Annotated in this window: 18 protein-coding genes; 7 read left to right on the top strand and 11 right to left on the bottom strand. The window is 67.3% G+C overall.

Features of this window, described 5'->3' with window-relative positions; all coding sequences use genetic code 11:
• Window positions 1–10 precede the first annotated feature (10 nt).
• The 5 genes from ACQP1K_RS00415 to ACQP1K_RS00395 are packed head-to-tail and all read left to right on the top strand — an operon-like array spanning window position 11 to window position 3,949.
• On the top strand, window positions 11–223 hold the full coding sequence (locus ACQP1K_RS00415; protein ID WP_433498867.1) for a hypothetical protein: 213 nt from the start codon (window positions 11–13) through the stop codon (window positions 221–223).
• 11 nt (window positions 224–234) lie between these two features.
• Window positions 235–630, top strand: coding sequence for a TadE/TadG family type IV pilus assembly protein (locus ACQP1K_RS00410; RefSeq protein WP_433498866.1), 396 nt, complete (start codon window positions 235–237; stop codon window positions 628–630).
• Window positions 627–1,046, top strand: a complete 420-nt coding sequence (locus tag ACQP1K_RS00405; protein ID WP_433498865.1) for a TadE/TadG family type IV pilus assembly protein — start codon at window positions 627–629, stop codon at window positions 1,044–1,046. Before ACQP1K_RS00410 ends, ACQP1K_RS00405 begins: the two co-directional genes overlap by 4 nt.
• Before the next feature lie 3 nt (window positions 1,047–1,049).
• Window positions 1,050–1,481: a pilus assembly protein TadG-related protein gene (locus tag ACQP1K_RS00400; protein ID WP_433498864.1), complete on the top strand. Its 432-nt coding sequence runs from the start codon at window positions 1,050–1,052 to the stop codon at window positions 1,479–1,481.
• Window positions 1,478–3,949 (top strand): hypothetical protein, encoded by a 2,472-nt coding sequence (locus ACQP1K_RS00395; protein WP_433498863.1) that lies wholly within the window; start codon window positions 1,478–1,480, stop codon window positions 3,947–3,949. The genes ACQP1K_RS00400 and ACQP1K_RS00395 overlap by 4 nt, the downstream gene beginning before the upstream one ends.
• Before the next feature lie 80 nt (window positions 3,950–4,029).
• Here ACQP1K_RS00395 and ACQP1K_RS00390 read toward each other — a convergent pair whose 3' ends face one another.
• From ACQP1K_RS00390 to ACQP1K_RS00340, 11 genes are all read right to left on the bottom strand, one after another.
• Entirely contained in the window at window positions 4,030–5,178 is a 1,149-nt protein-coding gene (locus ACQP1K_RS00390; RefSeq protein WP_433498862.1) for a hypothetical protein, read from the bottom strand.
• Window positions 5,175–6,014, bottom strand: a complete 840-nt coding sequence (locus ACQP1K_RS00385; protein ID WP_433498861.1) for a thiopeptide-type bacteriocin biosynthesis protein — start codon at window positions 6,012–6,014, stop codon at window positions 5,175–5,177. Before ACQP1K_RS00385 ends, ACQP1K_RS00390 begins: the two co-directional genes overlap by 4 nt.
• An 18-nt stretch (window positions 6,015–6,032) precedes the next feature.
• Window positions 6,033–7,268 carry a lanthionine synthetase C family protein gene (locus tag ACQP1K_RS00380; protein ID WP_433498860.1) on the bottom strand — a complete coding sequence of 412 codons (1,236 nt, stop codon included), beginning with the start codon at window positions 7,266–7,268 and terminating at the stop codon, window positions 6,033–6,035.
• Complete coding sequence (locus ACQP1K_RS00375) at window positions 7,265–10,336, bottom strand: lantibiotic dehydratase (RefSeq protein ID WP_433498859.1); 3,072 nt, start codon at window positions 10,334–10,336, stop codon at window positions 7,265–7,267. The genes ACQP1K_RS00380 and ACQP1K_RS00375 overlap by 4 nt, the downstream gene beginning before the upstream one ends.
• An 89-nt stretch (window positions 10,337–10,425) precedes the next feature.
• Complete coding sequence (locus ACQP1K_RS00370) at window positions 10,426–10,626, bottom strand: FxLD family lanthipeptide (protein ID WP_083502643.1); 201 nt, start codon at window positions 10,624–10,626, stop codon at window positions 10,426–10,428.
• An 84-nt stretch (window positions 10,627–10,710) separates the two neighbouring features.
• A complete protein-coding gene (fxlM, locus tag ACQP1K_RS00365) occupies window positions 10,711–11,925 on the bottom strand; it encodes a methyltransferase, FxLD system (protein WP_433498858.1) in 1,215 nt (404 codons plus the stop codon).
• Window positions 11,922–12,266, bottom strand: a complete 345-nt coding sequence (locus ACQP1K_RS00360) for a hypothetical protein (protein ID WP_433498857.1) — start codon at window positions 12,264–12,266, stop codon at window positions 11,922–11,924. Before ACQP1K_RS00360 ends, fxlM begins: the two co-directional genes overlap by 4 nt.
• A 2-nt stretch (window positions 12,267–12,268) precedes the next feature.
• Complete coding sequence (locus ACQP1K_RS00355; protein WP_433498856.1) at window positions 12,269–12,598, bottom strand: hypothetical protein; 330 nt, start codon at window positions 12,596–12,598, stop codon at window positions 12,269–12,271.
• A 14-nt stretch (window positions 12,599–12,612) separates the two neighbouring features.
• Window positions 12,613–13,722: a Gfo/Idh/MocA family protein gene (locus tag ACQP1K_RS00350; protein WP_433498855.1), complete on the bottom strand. Its 1,110-nt coding sequence runs from the start codon at window positions 13,720–13,722 to the stop codon at window positions 12,613–12,615.
• 107 nt (window positions 13,723–13,829) lie between these two features.
• The gene (locus tag ACQP1K_RS00345; protein WP_433498854.1) at window positions 13,830–14,114 is read right to left on the bottom strand and encodes a hypothetical protein; all 285 of its coding nucleotides are present in this window, start codon (window positions 14,112–14,114) and stop codon (window positions 13,830–13,832) included.
• On the bottom strand, window positions 14,111–14,578 hold the full coding sequence (locus ACQP1K_RS00340; RefSeq protein WP_433498853.1) for an ATP-binding protein: 468 nt from the start codon (window positions 14,576–14,578) through the stop codon (window positions 14,111–14,113). The genes ACQP1K_RS00345 and ACQP1K_RS00340 overlap by 4 nt, the downstream gene beginning before the upstream one ends.
• Before the next feature lie 235 nt (window positions 14,579–14,813).
• Between ACQP1K_RS00340 and ACQP1K_RS00335 the strand changes: the two genes are divergently transcribed.
• Both ACQP1K_RS00335 and ACQP1K_RS00330 read left to right on the top strand, forming a co-directional pair.
• The gene (locus tag ACQP1K_RS00335) at window positions 14,814–16,115 is read left to right on the top strand and encodes a hypothetical protein (protein ID WP_433498852.1); all 1,302 of its coding nucleotides are present in this window, start codon (window positions 14,814–14,816) and stop codon (window positions 16,113–16,115) included.
• Window positions 16,112–16,987, top strand: a complete 876-nt coding sequence (locus ACQP1K_RS00330; protein WP_433498851.1) for a phosphotransferase — start codon at window positions 16,112–16,114, stop codon at window positions 16,985–16,987. The genes ACQP1K_RS00335 and ACQP1K_RS00330 overlap by 4 nt, the downstream gene beginning before the upstream one ends.
• The last annotated feature ends 23 nt before the right edge of the window (window positions 16,988–17,010 follow it).

The following is a 17,010-nucleotide window of genomic DNA, read 5'->3' as shown; positions in this document are numbered from 1 at the left end:
GGAGATCGTCATGTCCAAGCTGCTGCCGCCGGAGATTGCTTCCTGGCTCGCCCTCAACGGACTCCTCCGGAACAGGCTCGAACAGCTGCGCAAGGATTCGGAGAAGGGCGCGATGTCCGCCGAGGCGATGATCATAATAGCCGCGCTCGTCCTCGTAGCAATCACGGTCATGGGGATCGTGACAGCGAAGATCATCGATAAGGCCAATTCGATCAAACTGTGAGTCGATGCGGCGTGCGCAGAGTCAGCGATGAGCGGGGGATCATCAGCGCGGAAGTCGTGATCGCGCTGCCCGTCGTCATGCTCACGATCCTCGCCTGCATGCAGCTGTGCCTGCTGTTCTTCGCCCAGTCGGTCGCGCTCGCCGCCGCTCAGGAAGGCGTCCGCGCCGCGCGGGCTGACGGCGCTCCCCGTTCAGCAGGCGCGGCCGTCGCCAGGAGTTACGCCGAGCGGACGGCCGGAGGATTCCTCCACGCCATCAGTGCCTCCAGCGGAGGGGACGCGACCACCGTCCGGGTGACCGTACGGGGCCGGTCGCTCTCCCTGGTTCCTTTTCTCCCGTCGATTCAGGTCACCGAGGAAGCCGCAGGAGCGGTCGAACGCTTCACGAGTCCTGGACGGACCTCATGAGGGAACGCGGCAGCGCCACTGTGGAGGCGATGCTCGCCATTACGGCCATCGTCTTGGTCGTCCTGCTCGCGATCGCCGGTGGCAGGATCACGGTCGCTACAGCGGCAGTGGAGGCCGCGGCACGAGACGCGGCTCGCCAGGCGTCCATCGCACGGTCGGCCGCCGAAGCCGAAGCGAGAGCCACTTCGAGCGCGCGCGATTCCCTGAGCAGCCGAGGTGTCAGGTGCACCTCCGTGAGCGTCAAGGTCAACACAGCAGGCTTCGGACGGTTGGTAGGAAGGCCGTCCGCGGTCACGGCGACCGTCTCGTGCTCCGTGCCTCTCGATGACGTGGCATTCCCCGGTCTCCCCGGAAGCGTCGTGAGGCGGGCCTCCTTCACCAGCCCCCTGGACCCTTACCGAGGAAGGGACGCGTGACCGATGCGCCACTTCTTCTCTGCGGACGCCGAGCGGGGATCCATAACGCCGTACGCCCTCATCTTCATCACAGTCCTCATGCTCTTCGTCGGCCTGGCTGTGGATGGAGGAGCCAAGCTGCGGGCGGGTTGGGAAGCCGTGGGCATCGCCGAGGAAGCGGCCCGCGCCGGTGCAGGGCAGATCGATCGAGCTGCCGCGTACGAGGGTCGAGATTTCGTCGTCGATCGTGGCGCAGCCGTACGAGCAGCTCGGGCATATCTGTCGGCCGCTGGCCGGAACGGAACCGTGGGGATCGGCGGCCCGAACTCGATTCGAGTGCGGGTCACGGTCACCAAGCCGACGTGGCTGCTCTCCCTTGTTGGAATCTCCTCGGTGTCGATGACTGCCACCGCCACCGCTGATCTTGTCTCCGGCGTCGAAAGGCCCAGCCGATGACACTTTCCCGTCTGCCGCGCGCACTCGCTGCCACGATTGTGCTCATCGGTACTGTCGTCGGCTTCCCCATAGTCTTCTATCAGCTCACCGGCTCACCCCTTCCTGATCACATTCCCAACCTGCAAGAAGTCCTCGACAGGCTGACCGCCCGTGATGACGGCACACTGTTCATCGCCGTTCTGGAGTTCCTTGCCTGGGGAGCATGGGCGCTCTTCACCGTCTCGGTGATTGTCGAGATCGGTGCGCGGGTCGCTGGGCGGCGGGTCGAGCCCCGGATACCCGGCCTGCGTATGCTGCAACGTCTGGCGGCCTACCTCGTGGCTTCTGTCTCACTCGTTGCCGTTGCGCCGGCCGCGATGGCCGCAGTGGACGCTGCTCCACCTCCCGTCGTCGCCATGGCGCCGGTGCACGCTCTCGGCGAGGTCGCAGCTGATAAGCCAGCACCAGCCCACGAGCAGGTCTACAGTGTGCGGCAGGGAGACAGCCTCTGGAAGATCGCCGACCGCAAGCTGGGCAGCCCCGATCGGTGGCGGAAGATCTGGAAGATCAACGCCGGATCCGCCCAGCCGGGAGGACACAGGTTCATCAACCCGGGTGTTATCCGCCCAGGTTGGAAGCTTCGACTCCCAGAGCAGACCAGGAAGGCCGAGCAGGAAGAGACTCCTACCGTCAGGAGCACTCCCGAGCCAATTAGGAACGTGGCTCCTGCAGCCACTTCGCTCATGCGGAAGCCGGCCGAGCAGGAGCACCACAGCGTTGTGGAACTGAGCTCGGGATCCTTGGTTGCGCTGGGGTATGCGGCAGGAATCAGCACGGCCTACCTCTCCAATCGGCTACGCCGCCGCCGTCGCCATATCCCACCGTCGATATCGGAACCTGTGGAGATCACGCCGGAGCCGAAGCCGGACCCGGCGGTTGAGGAGCTAAGACGCGCCCATCTACAGAGCTTCACGGAACGGGGAGAACAGCCTCCTTCGGATGCCGAGCTGCTTCAGGAGGCGCATTCGATCGATGCGCCCGAGAAGCTCCCCGTCGGGAGACATGCCGACGGATCAGCTGTAGAGATCGGTCTCGACGGTCCCGGTCTTGGTCTGACCGGAGATGGCGCTTACGATGTCGCCCGCTACCTCATCCTCGAAGTGCTCCGCCAATCGAGCAACTTCCGGGCCGAGGTCGTGGTGAGTGGCGAACTGGCGGAGCGCCTGCTCGGAATTCCGGCCGACGAACTTTGTCGGCTCGCAGCCTCATTCCCAGCGCTGGTCATCACGAACACGGCGGACGGCGCTCTCAAGCACTTCGAGCAGACATTCTTCACCCGCACACGGATGCTGCTCGAACGCGAGGCATCGGACATCGAGGAACTGCGCGATCGGGACCCTGGAGAGGTTCTACCTACCGTTGTCCTGGTCGCAGAGGTCGACGACGAGGTCTTCGACCGGGTGTCAGCACCCCTGATCTCTCGCGCGACAGCGGGAGTCGTAGCGCTACTCCTGGGTGAGTGGCCCAGCGGCACAACCTGCGAACTCAATGACGATCACCATGTCGTCCAGGTCACAGGTCGGCTCACCGCAGCAATCGCCGACGCCCAGCTCTTTCATCTCACCGAACACGAGGCCGCGGCCCATCTGAAAGAGCTGTTGCCAGAGGAAGAGGTCCACGCTTCTGAAGAGCCTTCGCCCAGTAGGTCAGCAGCCGCCTCCTGGGATGGCCCGCAGCTGGTTCGCCTATCAATCCTCGGCCCACCCACCGTCGCCGTATCCGGCCGGGCCGAACCACTCGAACTGGGCTGGCTACAGCTCAACGCGCTCGTCTACCTCGCTCTCCATCGCGACGGCGTGACGCGCGATCGGCTCACGACCGCCCTGTGGCCCGACGATACGGGCAAGGACGTGCACAACACCCTGCGTCACCTTCGCAATGCCCTGGTCACCGCTTCGGGCTACGAGAATCGTGACAGGAAGAGGGCGCCCTTCATCAACGCATCGACGACCCAGGAGGGCGCAACCTACCGCATCGACCCAGCGCTGGTAAGCGTCGATCTATGGGATTACCAGGCCGCTCTGGATGAGGTCAGAGCGGTGTCCGATCCCACAGCCAAACTGACAGCCCTCACGAAGGCCGCCGAGCTGTGCGGAGGGGAGCTCGCGCAAGGCCTGGAAACCGAGTGGATCGAGGAACACCGCTACCCACTGACTCGGTCGCAAGCCGACGTTCTGACCCATCTCGCTGAGCATCGCGCCAAGAAGGATCCCGAACAGGCATTGGAGGCCCTCGAAAGAGCTCGTGCACTGGACCCCGACGCTGAGGAAACGTACCTCCGCATTACCCGCCTGCAGCTATGCCTCAAACGTAGAGATGAGGCTCACCGCACGGTAGAGCTGCTCCGACAGCGCCTCAGCGGATTGGGAGTTCCTTTGAGCGCGAGGACCGAGAAGATCCTCAGCACGCTGTTTGCCCAGAAAACTTGAGTACCTGATAGGCGGGCCGAGTTGCTGTTGCAGTTTCACGGCCAGCCCGAAGGCTATTCTCTGCGCGAAGATGTCGATCGTCACGTACAGGTCGAAGAACTTCCCCCGCGCGGGTCCGGCGTATCCAGGCCCGCCTCTATCACCGTCTCGCTCATCTGCACGGCTGAGACGAGATCGGACATCAGCGGGGCCGGGACGGCGCCGAACCCGAGCCCTGCGTCCTGCACGGCTGAGGTGAGTTGATAGTGCTCGGCAAGGCTGAGCAGCGTACCGGCCCGCGGGTGGGCCAGGACTTCCCTCGCGGCGTACCCGTCCGGCGTCGCAAGGATGTCGCTGATCAGGGAGGTGAACACGCGATCAGCCAGGGACCGGTCAATATCGGCGATCAAGTCGAGGATGACCAGGCCGAGCCGGGTGCGGAAGACCAACAGCCCTGCCGTCCGGTCGAGCTCGAGGAACTGGCGCTGGACCTCGACGGCCGTGTCGCCGACCGCGCGTCCGGTCGCACGGCTGCACAGCAGCTTTAGACAGCCGGACACCGGGTGTTCCCAGGACTGGACGGGCCCACTGTTAGCAACGAGCTTCAGGGCTGTGTACGTCTGCCCAGCGAGGCAGTACGCGATGATGGTGGCTTGCCGGCCGTCCAAGAGTCGTTGGCCGACACCGCGGTATTGCTCTGCATGGGTGATTGCCTGCTCCCACCGGCCCGCGCTGATGAGCGCCCGGATACCCTCGGCGAGGAAGACTCCCCACAGCCACTTGCGGACAGTGTGGAGATCGTCACGGGTGCGGGTGAGGCCGTCGAACGAGATGCGGTGACCGTCGATGTCTGCTGCGCCGCCAGTGCTGACGGCGTGGAAGAGGGTGTCGAGGAGAAGGTAGCCACGGATACCTTCGTGTGCACGGATGGCCAGCCGAGCGAGGTTGACGAGTGGCTCCAGGGCGTGGCGTGCGTGGCGCGCGTCCAACGGCCAGGCGTGCAGGTAGGCGGCGAAGTGCCGCCAGCACAGAGAGCGGGCCAGAGTGGAGGCACCACAATCGCTCGCGATCAGCGCTGCCTTGTTCAGCGCCTCGGCGGCCAGCGTGAGGCGGTCGGCGTCCGTGCCTTGGGAAGCGGCATCTCCGAGGTCGTGCAACTCGGCGATGCGTACCCGGAGAGGCGGGCAGGCCGGGCGAGGGCGCGCTATCAGAGGGAAGCGCTGCGCGGCCTGCTGCAGCACGGCGTTCATGGTGTCACGCTCCTTGTCTCCTCGACATCGGGAGTGGCCGTGAAATCGCTCCCGAAGACGATGTGCTTGGCGGTGTGGGCCAGGACAGCCTGGCTGGTGTAGGGCATGCCGAGCCGGTTCCACGCGAAGATGACGTGGTGGGCGAGGACGGCGCGCAGGCCACGGTGCAGGACTCCCGCGGCTGTCAGGTCGGCCAGTTCGCTACCGGTAGCAGCGAAAGCCGCTGACCAGTCGGCGGTGAAGGCCAGGGGCGCGCCGTCACGCAGGAGGGGGGTTACGTCCACGCTCATCAGCCGCCGCAGGCCGGCCTCCAGCGGATACCGCCGCTCGGGCGGGATCGGGCTGGGGAGGCCACGGTGGTCGGCTACTCGCGCCCACACATCGCCCTGCTCATACCAGTCCAGCCCGGCCGAACGCAGCAAGATCGTACAGAGCAGGATCGACAGTTCGCGGCGACGCTCGGCATGCGGCGAGCGGGCGAGATACGCAAGCAGGTGTCGGCTGTCGAGGTGGAAGAGGTCATGGGCGCACGCCATGCCCTTGGCGCCGCCGAAGGCGTACAACTCGGGCTCGTAGATGGCCTCAGTCGCGGCGTCGATGTGGCCCTGCCGAATGAGGTCGTTCAGGTGGTCGCGGAGATGCGCCGGCGTCCGGTCGCTGCTGGGCACGTAGCGAACGCGCCAGCAGGGCGTTTTGCGTATGAAGAACCAGGCGGTGAGAAGCCGTTCGGCTTCGGCAGCGGCCAGCAGCGGCGCGAGGTGGGTCACGGCGGTGTGCTCGGCTTTGGCCCAGTCGGGGAAGGCGACGTTGACTTGCCGCCACGGGCGAGGGTCCATTCGGGTTGTCTCCGGTGGTCAGGCCAAGAGCAGGATGGTGTCCCAGCCCGAGGCTGGGGCGATGCCGGTGCCGATGGTGTGCAGGGCGAGCGCGGCACCCGCGGCGCCGTCGAGGAGTTCGGGCTCGTGCATGCGCCGGGATAACTGCGTGGTCAGCCGGGCGGCCACGTTGGGGAGCTCGGCGCCGAGCGGTGAGGTGGTGGCGTCGGCGGCCATCCGCCAGGCCGCTTGGAGCAGTCCGGCTGTTCCGTGGCACAACCCGATCTCCGGAAGTCGATCGAGCTGGGCGGGATCGAGCAGCGTTGCCAGCATGGCGGCTTCGGCAGTCTGCTGCCGGGCGACGTCGCCGAGCGCCATGCCTGCCAGTTGCTGGGCGCGGGCCGTGCCGCTGATCCCGTAGCACCATGACGGCCGGGGGCGCAGCGAGGGGTCGATGCGCTGCTCGCGCACCTGCTCGATGGTGACCAGGCCTGGCCACCACAGGCTTTCACCGTCATGCTGCTGCCACAGGTCGGTCCAGGCGCAGATCCGTTCGATTGCTTCTTGCGCGCCGGCCACGGGCACGTTGTGCAGCATGGCCAGCGACAGTAGGGCCAGGATGGAGCCGATGCCGTGGGAGAGCCCGATGTTGCCGTGCCCGTTCGGGTAGTCCGGGCTTGGCTCACCGTTGGGTGAGACGTTTGTCCACCATGCGGGGAGTTCATCGTCTGCGGGCAGTGGGTCGGTCAGGCGCACCAGATAAGACAGCACCTCGTAGGTGATCCGGTGGTCCGGGTGGCGTCTGAAGTGGTAGGCGCCCAGGCCGGTCAGCCCGCGGATCAGATCGAACTCCTTCATCTCGGGTCGTTCGCCTCGGTCGATTCGTGCGTGAGCTACGGCCAGACGTGCGCGGGTGAGTGTGGTGACGGCGTCGTCCAGGCGGGCCAGCGCGCCCTGGTACCTGCCCGACTCGTCGGTGGCCGCGTGCGTGACGAAGGCCAAAGCCGGAGCGCCGAAGAACAAGCCGGCGTTGGCTGCCGCAGTCAATGCGCCGGAGGCGGCCACCCCCAGCCAGGCGTGAGCGGTGCCGGGGTCGCCATGGCCGGAGCGGGCGCGCTCGATGTGCAGCAGGGCGATACCGGCCGCGCCGCCGGCCAACGATTGCGGCCAGACCCGGCCGGCGTTCAGCGGCTCGACCGCCCACGGCTGGGGGTCGGCCAGCGCTGTGGCGATGGACTCGGCCACGGCCAGCGCGTTCGGTTGCGGCTCGTTCATGGCCTGCTCCTCGCGGTTCGGGTGGTCCAGCTCAAGGCAGCGGCGCGGGCCAGGTGAAGGCACGCCCGCTCACCGGGAAGCGAGGGTCCGGCCATGCGGACGTGGTGCAGGTGCAGCAGATCAGGCAGCACGACGGCCGACGGCAGCGTGCCCGCATCCTCTAGCGCGCGCCGGTAGGCGGCGAGTGTCTGCCGCCGCCGCGCCCAGCAGGAGACGATCTGCTTGCCTGCCGGGTGAGCGGCCAGAGCTTCGTGATCGCCTGGTTGGGCCAGGCGCACGGCCTGGTCGTAGATGGCCCGGTCGGGCGGGGAGGCATCGGCTCGGGTGTGGTCGATCAGCCAGCACATCGCCGTGTCGGCGTCGCCGAGGAAGGCGGCGGCGATGTCGAGCAGGCTGGCGGCGGTCAGGGCGTGCAGGTAGGGCCCTCCCCGGGAGGTGATCGCGGTCAGTTGCGTGAGGGCTGTGACCGAGTCGGCAGCGAAGTACGCCTCGGCCGCGCCGATGGCCGTGCTACCACCGAAGCGGGCGGTTTCCGGGAAGTAGGTGTCCCATTGCACGCGCGCCGTCAGTCCGGCGCGGCGCACCTCCTCGCTCCAGGAGGTGACGTGGGCAGCGGTGGCGGCGAACGCGCCAGGAGGCACGGTGAGGCGGATACGGAGGTGGTGATCGGGGTCGTGGTAGCGCACGAACCACCACTCGGCGCCGCTAAGCGCGTCCACGAGGCGCGGCAGGTGGTGGGTGAGGACGGCGTTGTGCCGGTCAGGGTGACCGTACAGCTTGAGCGAGAGTCTCCCGTGCTGGCCGGGCAGGTGGCCGTGGACGCGGGAGGTCACCTCGTGCGGGAGCCGGGGAGGTTTGGCGGGCCTGCCGGTGGTGGCGAGCGGGATCACGAGCTCGTGGGCGTGGCCGCCGATCCATCCGGCGGCGTCAGCGTCGGGGGCGGCGCGCAGCACGGCGGTGCCCGCGCGATCCACCTGGGCGCGCAGCAGGGCGCGGTGCGCCGGCTGGGCGAGGTCCAGCCGGAGGTACTGATCGCCACCACCAAGGCTGACGGTCTCCGGCAGCGCCACCATCTTCCGCCAGGCGGTGAGGGCGGTGTCCCACTCCTCCCAGCCGGCCGAGGGTACGGGCAGGTCGGCTGCGGTGAGCCGCCACCGAGCGGGCGAGATGATCGTGCGCCGGTAGCGCAACGCGGGGACGAACGGCAGCGCGGTCGCGGGACCCCAGTCGAAGCCTGCGCACGGCGCTCGTAGAGCGTGCGGCGCCTCGAGGAGGAACCGCGCCAGCGGGTGCGTGTGCTGGATCAGGTTGACCGCGTTGAGGATCACAGGTTCGACGATGCGATGGTGCGACAGCGACACCAGGTAGACGCCGTGCAGATCGGCGGTGACGGCGAGGTCATCCAAAGCGAGCGCCTGCGCGCCGCCCGGGTGGTCGCCTACCGGCAGGAGATGCGGTAGCACCTGGGGGGCACGGGCGACGTTCTCGGTGCCGACGTACGGGGCTGGGGCCGACACCTGGACCGCGAGCGCGTCCGGGGCGCCCGGAGGCAGGCTCGCGTACACGGTGCTCATCCGCTGCCGGTGCTCGTTATCGAACAGGTCCAGGAACCGGCCGGTGATGGTGCCCGCGGCGCGTGATGCCCCGGCGACGACGAGGGTGAACCGGCCCTCGGCCAACGCCTTGGGGCTGGGGGCGTCGATCCGTACGGTCAGGTCCGTGCTGGGCTGAACCGGCGCGTCGGAGGTCACCCCGCCGAGGTCGGCGATGATGTCGTCGGTGAGGACGATCTCGCGTTGGCGGCGAAGCGCGGCGTTGTGCGCCAGCGCCAGCAGCTTGCGGTCGCGGTCCGTCAACGCCGCCGCCTCCTCTGGCGCGCGGGTGCCGTCGTACCCGGCCGGATAGCCGAGCCCCGTGTCGGCGTCGACGACATCCCGGAGCGGGACGAGGGCGCGCGGGCCGTAGCGGTCCAAAAACCGTTCATGCCAGGCCATCCAGCCCGTGTTGAGCGCGGGGCGGCGGGCTAGGCGGACGAGGGCGGCCGCTGCCGTGGCCGCCTCTGCCGCTACGGTGGCCGGCACGGTCACCTCGCCGTCCAACCGCAGATCGACCGCGAGCGACAGGCGCTCGGTGTGATGGAGTGCCGCCATTTCGACGACCGCCCGTGCCCGGTGATCAACCGCTACCGCGGCAGGCACACGATCATGGTCGGCGAGCTCGTCGGCGACTGCGCGCAAACCCCTCAGTATGTCGGCCACCTCGCCGATCTCTTCCGCGTTCACCGCGTCCAGCTCTCGCAGGAGATACCGGAGCGGATCGCAGGCCGCCATGGGCGGGCGCAGGCAGGTGAGCAGAAAGCGCTGGGCCACCAGCTCGGCCACGAGCGCGTCGATGGTGCTCTCGGCAGTTCGGGGGGAGGCGGCCGACAGCCGGTCCATCAGGTCCGTGACGGGGAGCGGATCCCGAGCCAGCCGGAGCGCTGTCCGTACGGGTCCGGTGGCACGCACGCTCACCTCCCCCGGCGCGCCGTCCGCCACGGTGCTGGCGCGGTGTTCGAGCACCAGGCGTCCGTCACGCTCGAAGACGAGGTTGTTGGCCGTTACCGTCAAGCGCCGCCGCAGCGCCGTCTCACCTTCCAGCCGCTGCACGACCGCGGCGAGCCATTCCGCCGCGACACGGGCTATCGGGCGGTGAGCGTCCCCAATGTGCACCGTCGGCAGATCCGTTGCAGCGGTGATACGAGCCGGAGCCACCCCGGCGAACAGGCCGAACGGCGTCGCGCGGCCCGAGGCGCGCAGCAGGTAGCGCATCACGGACAGCACCGCACGGCGCACACTCGGATCGGATGCCCTCCCTCCAGCACAGATCTCGCCCACCCGCCGCGCCAAATCGGGGCTGGCCTGCCCCACCGCTGCCGCGAAGCCCGGTATCTGCCATGTACGAGCCAGCCAGGCCCGCCAGGAGACGCGATCCGCGTCCGGGCCGGTCAGGTCGGGCCACGACGCAACCTGCTGGTCCGGCGGCCACGCTGGAGCGCGTAACACCGCCGCATCGAGGTATCGGTACATCAGTCGCTCCCGTAACTGGGGGCGTCCGGCCGGTCGGTGAGCCGCACCGGCCGGACGCTCGGGTCAGGCGTCGGGTTTCAGAAGGGCGACTACGTGCCGCAACTGACGCACGCGGTCGCGCATGTCGAGTTGCAGCCGTCGTCGGTCATGCGGATCAGCTGCTCGGCGGCCACACCGGACTCGACGATGGACACGTCCAAGTCGGCGCTCCAGTCGTCCGCGTCCCAGCCTTCAGCGTCGAGCATGGGTGGTGCGAGCGTTGCCACACCTCCGCTAGAGCGTGCGGTCATGCAGATTCCTCCTTCGTTGGAGCGGATGGGTTCCCCGGTGCTTCCCTGGGCAGATCGTCCGACCTTCCCAGGGAGCCCGGCGGTCTATGGCCACGTGACGACGACGGTCCCGTGCCGTTTGGTGATGACCCCGCTGGCGGGGGTCAGCGGGCTGGCCGGCTTAGGGATGTACCGGATGGACGAGGCACCGCGACGGTGGTACTTGTCCGCCCACTGACGCAGCAGCTCCACGTACCGGGCGGCGACGTTCTCGGCCGAGGGGCCGTGAGCATAGACACCGCTCTCGTATCCGCTGCTCATGTCGTCGCTCGGCCGTGCGGCCCGGTAGGCGAAGCTGTCGCCGCTGATCAAAACGGGCACGCCCTTGAGCGCCGGGCGCGCGAGCAGCTTCTGGTCGATGGCATCCTGATCGGCGTGCAGCATCGCCATGCGCGGGTCGTTGGTGAGCAGGAACAGCGTCAGCTCGTCGGGCATGTCGAACACGGCCCCCGACCAGCGTTCGATCCCCGGCAGGTGCAACGCCCGGCGCAGCGCCTCCACATCAACCTTCAGGTCCGCACCGTCCATGCGTAGCACCACCCCGGTGTCGATCACGACGGTCCGTTCGGTGCGGGATCCTGCCCCCTGGAACGGCACGAAGACGCACAACCCGTAGCTGCGGCTGACCAGGCCGCCCAAGCTGTCGCGCTCGAACGCGATCCAGCGCGTCGTCCCTTTCAACCGGAGCGGGACGACGATCCGGCCATCGTCGGAGAGCTGCGCGATCCACGCGGGCGGGATATCCCAGCTCCCCGCCGTGACAATGATCCTGTCGAAGGGAGCCGACTCGGGCACGCCCTCTTCCGCGTCGGCCAGCACCACGTCGACCTGGTGGTAGCCGGCTTCGTCGAGGAAGGTGCGGGCGCGCTCAACGATCTCCGCGTCTATATCCACCGTGGTGACGCGTCCGCTGTCACCGACGAGTTCGGCCAGCAAGGCTGCGTTGTAGCCTCCGCTCCCGTACTCGCACACGCGCATGCCGGGCTCGATCTCGGCTGCTTCCAGCATGGTGGCCTGGAGGTGCGGGGCGGAAACGGAGCTGAGGGTCAGACCGTTGTCGTCAGTTTTGACGACCGGCGCGTTGTTCGCGGCGTAGGCGGCCTTCAGCGGCTCGCCGGGTGTGAACAGGTGTCGCGGCACCGTGGCGAACGCTGCCGCCACGGGCTCGGACTGGATCGCTCCCTGGTCGCGGAGTTCGCGCACCATGGCGGCACGCAGCGCGGCGGCTTCCTCGACGTTGTCGGTGGTCACGTCGGTCACGGGTCATCCCTCTTTTTGGTCGTGATGAGCAACTGGTCGATGGTGGCGGGTCGCACGGGGGTGTCAGGACCGATCTCGAGGATTCGCCATCCGGCAGCGTGCAGCTCGACGTTCCGCGCAGTGATCCACGCGGCTTCGTCCCGGAACATCAGGCTGGTCGTGGTCTCGCCGATGGTCTCTTGCCCGGCTGTCCAGGTCTCGTGTGCTTGCCTGCCGGTTATGACGACCGTCCAGTGCTGGCTCTGCCCGTCCATATCGCGGACGTACCTCCAGGTGGAGGCGCCCTTGTTGATGTGCGGCATCAGCCGGAGGCCGCGCGCCCACAGCGCGAGCTTGAACACGATCAATCACCACTGCGGATCTGGTGAAAGCGGGCTGCGATGAGGCTCGCCGCCTGCGCGGCCTGCTCAGCCGGAACCGTCGTGCAGACCTTCGTGCCCGCGGTGTCGGTCATCCCGCTGTCCCAGCGGATCCGCTCGACCATCACCCAGACGTTCATGACCCGCCCGAGGACGAGCAGGGCCACACCCCGGTTGGTGCGGATGTCAGCGGTGATGCCGTATCCAGCGCGCAAGTGCTCCTGGATCTGCTGCGCGGTCGCGACGGCCGGGCTGACCGGTGCCCGTTTTATGGGGGTGATCCTGGGGCGTGACGTGGTGTCGTGGTTGTTCACGTTCATCGTCCTCGTCAGATGGGCGCGGCGTGGTGGTTGCCTGCGTGGTCGTCACGGCTTGGGCTATCACGAGCGATTACCGGTGCGGGCGTCTGCGCGGCACGCAGGTTGGCCGTAGGAAGGATGTGGTCGGTCGGCGTTACGCAGGTGCCGGTGCGAGCCGCGGCGAGGATGGCCTCGGTTGCCGCGATGCCGGCCGCGCCCTGGCGCAGCGTCGCGATATTGCTCGGCAGGCCGAGCAGGGCGTCCCGGAAGGCTTCATGCAGCCTACGAAACGGGTCGGCATCCGGCACCTCGTAGCTCGTCACCTTCCCTGCGAGGTGCGGGGTGGGATTGGTGGCCCGGGCTGCGTCGCCCAACCCATCGTGGGCGTAGTGAGTGATCGTATGCGTCAACGCATCGGCTACCACGTAGACCCGGTCAGTGTGTGCGATGACGACCCGCTCCTTGTACGGAGAGATCCGGTTGACCTGGATCTCGGCGATCTCGCCCCCGCTGAGACGCAGGAGAGCCACGGCATGGTCCTCGTCACCGCATCCACTCACACGGGCGACGTTGGCGGCGACGGAGGTGACGTGGCTACCGGTAAGCCACATGGCCAGGTCAACATCGTGAGTAGCCGTCTCGGTGACCACTCCCATGGGCGGTGAGGGATCATGGAAGCGGTCATAACGACGGGTGGTCACCTGATAGACGCTGCCGAAGTCCCCGCCGCGTAGACGTACGCCAAGTTCCGTCACCGCCGGGTTGTACCGCTCGATCTGTATGACGGCCCCGAGGAGTCCGGCGTTGTCAAAGGCTTCGGCAAGCCGCATGGCAGCCGGCAGCGACGGCGCGATAGGCCCTTCGATGAGAGCGGGTATCCCTGCCGCTGCCAAAGCGAGCCCCACCTGCTCGCGTTCGGTGATCGGCGTGGCGACGACGCAGTAGTCCAGCTCCAGTTCCAGGAGATCCTCTGCACTGGCTGCCGTGTGAACGCTGTCGAAGGCGGCACGCCGTACCGGATCGGGGTCGGCCACCGCGACCAGGGTGACATCGTCGAGCGAACGCAGGACAGCGGTGTGAATGTGCCCCGCCCGTCCGAGGCCGACCACCGCTGCTCTGAATGGTTTTGTCACTGCCATACCGCTGACTCCTGCAGATGAAGGGCTGGTCTTGACCCGCAAGGGAACTGATGGGGCACGACGGCGTGGAGCGCCACGGGGGAAGTGCTCCACGCCGTCGCGCCGGTCTATCGGCCGATCTCAGCGAGGACGCGCTCGACACGATCGGCCGCAGCGATGAGATCGCCCACGGGAGCGATCCGCTGGGGCCAGGAGAAGAAGAAGCACCACTCGCCGTCCCCGTCGATCGCAGTGATCACGCTCTCGGCAAGGACCGGTGCAGCAAGGTTGACCACTTGCAGGCAGGGCGTGCGATTCTCCCCGGTGCGTACTAGAGCGGAGAATCGACGGTTCTTCAGTTCAACGGCCAGCTCCTGGAGCCATGAGGCCGCTTTTTCCGGGTCTGCCGTCATATCAAATCTCCTGAGGTTTCTGGGGCAGGAGCCTGACGATTCAGGGGGATCGCGAACCAGACGGCCTTCCCGTACCTGTCCCGCCTGGTCGAATAGGCCACGTTGTGCCGGTAGCCGCAGCGGCCTCGCGACAGTTCGAAGACGATGCTCAGCCCTCGACCGTGCTCTTCTTCGACGCCGGCCACGCGCATGACCGGGTTTAGGGTGGCGCCGTCGATGACCTCCACGTAAAGCTCGTCCTGCTCGGACCGCAGCACGAGCTCGAAGGGCGTCTCCCCGTAGAGGACCGCGTTGCCGGTCAGTTCGCTCACCATGAGAACGGCGTCGCTCACGAGTTCTGGGTGGATCCCTAACGCCGTCAGCGCCCCGCTGGTCAGCTGCCGTGCCTGGGCCGCAGCCCGAGCGTCCTTACGCAGAGGCCAGGCGGCAATATTGGCTGACCGCTGCCGGACCAAAGTCACCACAACCGCCTCCCTCGCTGCTTCGTGGCGGTCTCCAACGTTGTCGCGGATCGATTACCAGCGGTAGCGAGAGAGCGCCGCGTCAGGGTGCGGCGGGTTCGCACTGGAAGTGCGGCAGATTCACACCCATGAGGCGCCGCTCTGACCGCGTTTTCTGTCCTACCGTCGATATATGCATGGTCACGACTTGGAATGCGCGAGGAGGATCCGGACGGATAATTCGGGCAGAACTCCGAACTTGATTGCACAGGAGATCCGCACCTGCTGCGGCTACTCGCCCCTTAAAGCACACCGGCTGGCCAGAGGGTGGACCCTTGAGAAGGCCGTCGAGACGTTTCACGACATGTGCGCACGCGAAGGTTTGGGGGCGCGCGGTCTGACCGTACGATCATGGATCGAGTGGGAGGGTGAGCATCTCCCCAGCCCCGACTACCAGGACCTTCTCTGTCGGCTGTTTCTCACCGGCCCGGTCCAGTTGGGATTCGCGCGAGCATATGGGCCGGCCGAGGAACCCGTCCGCCGCCCGACGGACGACCAAGCCCTCGTCATGGAGGTGGCCCGCGAGTCGCTCGCGCACGCGGCTTCAGCGCAGTTGAGCGATGTCAGCACGGTGACGTTGGAACACCTCGACGCCGAGATCCGCCGAGTCGCAAGCGAATATGTCTACGCCGATCCCCTACCGCTCTTCCACCGGATGCTCTGGTTACGCGGCGAGATCTTCAGGCTCCTTGATGGGCGCGTTCGTCCTGGTCAAGCTGCTCAACTCATGCTGCTGGCCGGTCAGGTTTGCGGCCTGCTCGCCAACGCGAGCCTGGACATGGGGAACCAGACTGCGGCGATGACGCAGGCGAGGGCGGCGTGGACCTATGCGTCGGTTATCGATCATCATGCGCTACGGGCCTGGGTCCGCGGCCTGCAGGCGATGATCGCTTACTGGAACGGCGCCCCCGCGGCTGCCGTGGACCTGGCCCGCGATGGTCAGCGCTTCGCGCGGAGCCGTACGGCGTTTGCCCGCCTCGCCAGCATCGAGGCACTGGCCTCTGCGGCGATGGGTGCGGAGCCTGAAACCCTTCGGGCCATCGGCAGCGCCTGGGATCGCAGGAACGACTACGACGAGCTGCACGATGGTGTCGGAGGCGAATTCCGCTTCGACATGGCCAAGCATTCTTATCTGATCGCCGGCGCACATGTGCATCTATGCCGCCCTGATGATGCGATCACTTACGCCGACCAGGCGATCTCCCTTTATCGATCAGGGGAGCCGCACCTCCGTGCCTACGGGAACGAGGCGATCGCCTACTCGGACCTGACCGTTGGGCATCTCCTGAAGGGGGATCTGGAAGCCGCTACCACCGTGGTGACCACCATCGTCAGCCTTCCTGAGCGCCAGCGCATCGACGGCCTCGTTCAGCGCCTGCTCAGCGTGCGCCGCTGGGTGGCATCCGATCCTCGCTACCGGAGATGCCCACAGGCACGGGCACTCGTCGAGCGCATCGAGGAGTTCCGCGCCCTTAGCCCGGTGCGGGAGTTGCCGCGGTGAACACCGTCGTACCGTTGGGGGACGGCATCCTGCTCGACCTCTGCCGCATGGCGGGGATGGACTGCCGCGATGCGCGACTCATTCGTGTGTGTGCCAACACCGTCTTCTATCTCCCACGTGCCGCTGCTGCCGTTCGCGTCGCGTCGGCGGAGATGGCGGCCAAGGCGCGCCGGGCCGTCCGCATGGCTCGCTGGCTGGAAAGCATCGGTTTTCCGGCGGTGCGCGTTCACCCGGCTGCCCCAGAGGCTGTCGTGGTGGAGGGTGCGGTCGCCACGTTCTGGGAGTACCTTCCGCAACCGCGCCACGCACCACCCGTCGTCCGGCTCGCGTCGCTCCTGCGGCACCTGCACGAGGAGTCACCGCCCTTCCCTGTGGCGCCATGGGATCCGGTGACGGACGCTCGCAGCAATCTCCTGTTGGCCGCCGGGACGCTGCAGGACAGCGATCGGGAATTCTTGCTGGACTGGTGCGACCTCCTGGATGGGGAACTGCCCGCGAACCGGTACAGCCTGCCGTACGGACTCATTCACGGGGACGCATGGGCGGGCAACCTGCTCTGGCGCGGCAGAGAAGTCGTACTTTGCGATCTCGATCAGATGTGCCACGGCCCCCTCGAATGGGACTTGGTCCCGACGGTGGTGAACGGACTGCGGTTCGGCCATCCCACGGTGGAGGAGTTCCTGGGGACGTATGGCTTCGACGTCAGGGCCGCGGTGGGGTTCCCGCTTCTCCGTCAGGTCAGGGAGTTGACCATGCTGACCGGGGCCCTGCCCGCCCTGTCGAGCCGTCCGTCCATCGCGCGTGAGATCAGCAGGAGGATCAGCAACCTGCGTGATCCGAGTGGTTCGGGCCAGTGGACTCCCTACGAGTAGCTGCGGCTTCGCAATCCGTGACG

The organism is Sphaerimonospora sp. CA-214678 (assembly GCF_050942215.1).
Taxonomy (GTDB): domain Bacteria; phylum Actinomycetota; class Actinomycetes; order Streptosporangiales; family Streptosporangiaceae; genus Sphaerimonospora.
Note: the sequence above shows the minus strand (reverse complement) of the source record. Positions and strands in the feature narration are given on the sequence as shown.